General features: G+C 67.8%; 3 protein-coding genes and 1 pseudogene. 3 read left to right on the top strand and 1 reads right to left on the bottom strand.

The window, feature by feature from the left end; genetic code table 11:
* Positions 1-101: pseudogene (locus P1U75_RS10890) on the top strand (repressor LexA); the annotation flags it as partial.
* Positions 102-108: 7 nt separating this feature from the next.
* On the opposite strand, the gene P1U75_RS10885 reads toward P1U75_RS10890, so the two are convergent.
* Positions 109-2,133, bottom strand: coding sequence for a ComEC/Rec2 family competence protein (locus P1U75_RS10885; protein WP_300243079.1), 2,025 nt, complete (start codon positions 2,131-2,133; stop codon positions 109-111).
* Positions 2,134-2,214: 81 nt separating this feature from the next.
* On the opposite strand from P1U75_RS10885, the gene gltX reads away from it, so the two are divergent.
* Positions 2,215-3,630 (top strand): glutamate--tRNA ligase, encoded by a 1,416-nt coding sequence (gene gltX, locus P1U75_RS10880; RefSeq protein ID WP_300243077.1) that lies wholly within the window; start codon positions 2,215-2,217, stop codon positions 3,628-3,630.
* A gap of 109 nt (positions 3,631-3,739) precedes the next feature.
* Positions 3,740-4,797 (top strand): citrate synthase (gene gltA, locus P1U75_RS10875; RefSeq protein ID WP_300243075.1); only part of this gene is annotated, 1,058 nt, incomplete at its 3' end.

Raw genomic sequence — 4,797 nt, 5'->3', positions numbered from 1 at the left:
TCGCGCTGGAGGCCGCAAACCCGGCCTATGAAACCCGTGTCTTTTCCGATGACAAGGTCAAGGTACAGGGGCGCCTGGTCGGGCTGATCCGCACCTACTGATCGGGGCTTACCTGTCAGGGCCGGACCAGAGCCGCAGACGCGCGGGATCGCGCGCCACGCGCAAACCTCCGTCAGCGCCGAATGCCACGGCGCCGGTCGCGCGCAGCCGTGGCGGGTCGAGCACCAGGCACGGACCATCCAGCGCCAGAGGAACCGGGGAAACCACCACCTGATCCTTGCTGCAGCCGGTCAGCCCCAGGGCGGCCCGCTTGCCGGTCGCATGGACGATCTGGCGCGGGCCCGCCGCGATCACCCGCAGCAGGCCATCGCGTCCGGGCCATCGCGCCGCCGCCTCGGTCTGGGTGGCGCTGTCGCCGTCGTTCTCCAGCCAGATCCCGGCGACGAATCCGGCCCCGTGCGGCTTGCTCAGAGCGCGCCCCTGCGGTGTCATAACCCCCACAAGCGTTCCGGTATCGGCCACCAGCACGACCGGCCGCTCCGCCGCCGACCAGATCACGAAGGCAGCGAGGGCGGGAACGATCCCGGCCAGCCGCGCCCGCCCCTGCCAAAGGATCACGACCAGCATTCCCAGCGCAAAAAGTGGCAGCACCATCGGCCCCGGGCTGGGCAGGTAGCCACGCGCGCCCGGCAGACCGGCGGCCCAATGCGCAACGCCGAGAATCCAGCGCAGGCCCAACCCCATGACTTCGAGCCCTGCCGCCTCCAGCCCGAAGGGGGCCAGCAGCGCGGCGATCACCGCCGCCGGGATCACCACCAACCCCATCACCGGCACCGCGAGCAGGTTGGCCGGCAGGCCGAAATGCGCCAGCGCGTTGAAATGCGCCGCCGCCACCGGTGCCGTGGCCAGCCCCGCCACCAGCGAAGAGACCGCGACACCGGCCACCGGCGACAGCCAGCGCGGTCCGAGGCCGATCTCGTGGTCGCGCAACGCCCCGAACACCGCGATCAGCGCCGTGGTGGCGGCGAACGACATCTGGAATCCGGGACCCAGCAACGACTCCGGCCGAAGCAAGAGCACGATCAACGCCGCCAGCGCCACCGCGCGCAGGGAAAACGCGCGCCGGTCGGCCAGCACCGCGCCCAGAACCACCGATGTCATGACAAAGGCGCGCTCGGTCGCCACGTTCCCCCCAGAGAGCGCGAGATATCCCGCTGCCGCGAGCATCGCCGCCCCGGCAGCGATCTTGCGCACCGGCCAGCGCAGCGCCAGAACCGGCAGCGCTGCCAGCGCCAGCCGCACCGCACCAAAGACGAACCCGGCCAGCAGCCCCATGTGCAGCCCGGAGATCGCCAGAAGATGCGCCAGGTTGCTGGCGCGCAGCGCCTCGAGCGTCGCCTGCCCCACGCCGCTGCGGTCGCCGGTGGTCACCGCCGCCGCGAAGCCGCCGACATCCCCCGGCAGCGCCGCGCGCAGCCGCACCGAAGCGGCCATGCGCAGGCGGAACAGGCGCAGCGCGCGGCTGGGCGGCGCCGCGACCAGAACCGGCAACCGGGTGTAACCCACGGCGCCCAGCCGCTGGAACCAGGCGTGACGGCGGAAATCGAACCCGCCGGGCTCGGCCGGTCCGCTCGGCGGGGCCAGGTGCGCGGTGGCCATGATGCGCGCGCCGGGCCGCAGGCTGCGGTCCTCCGCCGCCCCGTGCAGGGAGATCCGCAGCCGGGCCGGAACCTCCCCCGGCGCAACCCCGGACAGGCGAACCCGGTCGAGCGTCAGCCGCAGCGCGTCGGAGGCCGAACGGTCCAGCGCCACGACCCGGCCCTCGACCGGCCCGTAGTAGCGGGACGGCAGAACCGGCGCGGCGACCAGATGCGCGCGCGTCGAGGCCGCGGTAAGCCCGCCGGCCACCAACGCAGCGGCCCAGCCCAGTGCCGCGAGGCCGCCGGGACGCCAGAGCGCGAAGCCCCCCCCCGCAACCCCGACCAGGGCCGCGGTGAGGTAAACCCACCGATCGGGCTCTCCCGGCCAGGCGAAATAGAGGCCGATTCCGATCCCGAACAAGACCGGCACCCAGGGAAACAGGTGCCCGCGCTGACGATCCAGCGCCGCCGCGGCCCGTGCCAGATTGCCCATGCTTGCCCCCCGCTGCGCGGCCCGCTAGACAGGCTGCAAAACGCTATCCCTCCCATGGTTACCAAAAGGTAAAGCGCCCGCATGTCCGATCAGGTCGTCACCCGTTTCGCCCCCTCGCCCACCGGCTTTCTGCACATCGGGGGCGCGCGTACGGCCCTGTTCAACTGGCTCTACGCGCGCGGCCGCGGTGGCAAGTTCCTGCTCCGGATCGAGGACACCGACCGCGAGCGCTCCACCCCCGAGGCAACCGCCGCGATCCTGCAGGGGCTGAGCTGGCTTGGTCTGGATTGGGATGGCGAGCCGATCAGCCAGTTCGCCCGTGCCGACCGCCATGCCGAGGTGGCGCAGCAGCTGCTGGCCGAGGGCAAGGCATACAAATGCTTCTCGACGCAGGAGGAGATCGCCGCCTTTCGCGACGCCGCTCGCGCCGAGGGCAAGAGCACCCTGTTCCGCAGCCCGTGGCGCGATGCCGATCCCGCAACCCACCCGGAGGCGCCCCATGTCATCCGCATCAAGGCGCCGCAGGAGGGCACCACGGTGATCCACGACCGGGTCCAGGGCGAGGTGACGATTCGCAACGACCAGCTCGACGACATGGTGCTGCTGCGCAGCGACGGCAGCCCGGTCTACATGCTGGCGGTGGTGGTGGATGATCACGACATGGGCGTGACCCATGTGATCCGTGGCGACGACCATCTCAACAACGCCGCCCGCCAGATGACGATCTACCAGGCGATGGGCTGGCCGGTGCCGGTCTGGGCGCATATCCCGCTGATCCACGGTCCGGACGGCAAGAAGCTGTCGAAACGTCACGGCGCACTTGGAGCCCAGGAATATCAGGCAATGGGCTATCCGGCGGCGGGCATGCGCAATTACCTCGCGCGGCTGGGCTGGAGCCACGGCGACGACGAATTCTTTACCGATGAACAGGCCAAGGCGTGGTTCGACCTCGACGGCATCGGAAAAAGCCCGGCCCGGTTCGACCTGAAGAAACTGGAGAATCTCTGTGGCCAGCATATCGCCGTTAGCGATGACGCCGCGTTGCGGCGCGAAATCGAGGCCTATCTGGTCGCGGCCGATCACGCCGCGATGACGATTTCGCAAGCGGACGCGCTGGAACGGGCCATGTACTGCCTCAAAGATCGCGCGCGGACATTTCCGGAACTCCTTGAAAAGGCGCAATTTGCCCTGGCGTCCCGCCCTGTCGAGCCGGACCAGAAGGCGGCAAAGGCCTTGGCTACAGTATCCGATGGTATACTGTCTGAATTGACGCCGCAGTTGCAAAATGCTAGCTGGACGCGAGATGAGCTAGAGGCGACTCTGGACGCTTTCGCCGAAGCAAGGGGCACCAAGTTTGGCAAGATGGCCGGTCCGCTCAGGGCCGCGCTTGCCGGGCGCATGGTGACCCCTTCGGTGTTCGACATGATGCTTGTGCTGGGCCGGGAGGAAACCCTGGCCCGCCTCGAGGATGCTGCCGGACGCGTCGGGTCGAACTGACCGGACGAGACCGCGGCGAGAGAATTCGGACCGGCGCCCGCCGCACGGTCCGCCCGTGCGGAGACCGGCGCTTTCGCGTCCCGTGCCAGATAGAGGAAGGGACTAATAAATGACTGAAAAAAAATACAAGACCGCCACGCTACAACTGGATGGCAAAACCGTCGACCTGCCCATTCTTTCGCCGACAACGGGCCCCGATGTGCTGGATGTGCGCAAACTCTACGCCGAGGCAGGTGTCTTTACCTACGACCCAGGCTATACTTCGACCGCCAGCTGCGACAGCACCATCACCTTCATCGACGGCGACGAGGGCATTCTGCTGCATCGCGGTTACCCGATCGACCAACTGGCCGGCAAATCGCACTATCTCGAGGTGTGCTACCTGCTGCTCTACGGCAATCTGCCGACCGCCACCGAGCTTGAGGATTTCGAGACCCGCGTGACCCGCCACACCATGCTGCACGAACAGATGCAGTATTTCTTCCGCGGGTTCCGTCGGGACGCGCACCCGATGGCGATCATGGTCGGTGTGGTTGGTGCAATGTCGGCGTTTTACCACGATTCCACCGACATCAACGATCCCTGGCAGCGCGAGGTCGCCTCGATCCGCCTGATCGCCAAGATGCCGACGATCGCGGCCTGGGCCTTCAAGTACCACACCGGTCAACCCTTCGTTTATCCGCGCAACGATCTCGACTTCGCCTCGAACTTCCTGCGCATGTGCTTTGCCGTGCCGGCCGAGGAATACCAGGTGAACCCGATCCTGAGCCGCGCGATGGACCGCATCTTTACCCTGCACGCGGATCACGAGCAGAACGCCTCGACCTCGACCGTGCGGCTGGCCTCGTCTTCGGGCGCCAACCCCTTTGCCTGTATCGCCGCCGGTATCGCCTGTCTTTGGGGCCCCGCGCATGGCGGCGCAAACCAGGCTTGCCTGGAGATGCTCAAGGAGATCGGCAGTGTCGAGCGCATCCCCGAGTTCATCGCCCGCGCCAAGGACAAGAACGATCCGTTCCGCCTGATGGGCTTTGGCCACCGGGTCTACAAGAACTTCGATCCGCGCGCGACGGTGATGAAACAGTCCGCCGACGAGGTTCTGGATTTGCTTGGGATCGAGGACAACCCGGTCCTGCAAGTCGCCAAGGAGCTGGAAAAACAGGCGCTGGA

The sequence above is a fragment of the Antarcticimicrobium sp. genome, assembly GCF_029212575.1.
Classification (GTDB): Bacteria; Pseudomonadota; Alphaproteobacteria; order Rhodobacterales; family Rhodobacteraceae; genus Antarcticimicrobium.
The sequence above is the reverse complement of the archived record's forward strand: the minus strand, read 5'-3'. Positions and strand labels throughout refer to the sequence as shown.

Coding starts and splice junctions, on each gene's coding strand:
- P1U75_RS10885 (WP_300243079.1), bottom strand. CDS start 2,133: ATGGGCAATCTGGCACGGGCCGCGGCGGCGCTGGATCGTCAGCGCGGG.
- gltX (WP_300243077.1), top strand. CDS start 2,215: ATGTCCGATCAGGTCGTCACCCGTTTCGCCCCCTCGCCCACCGGCTTT.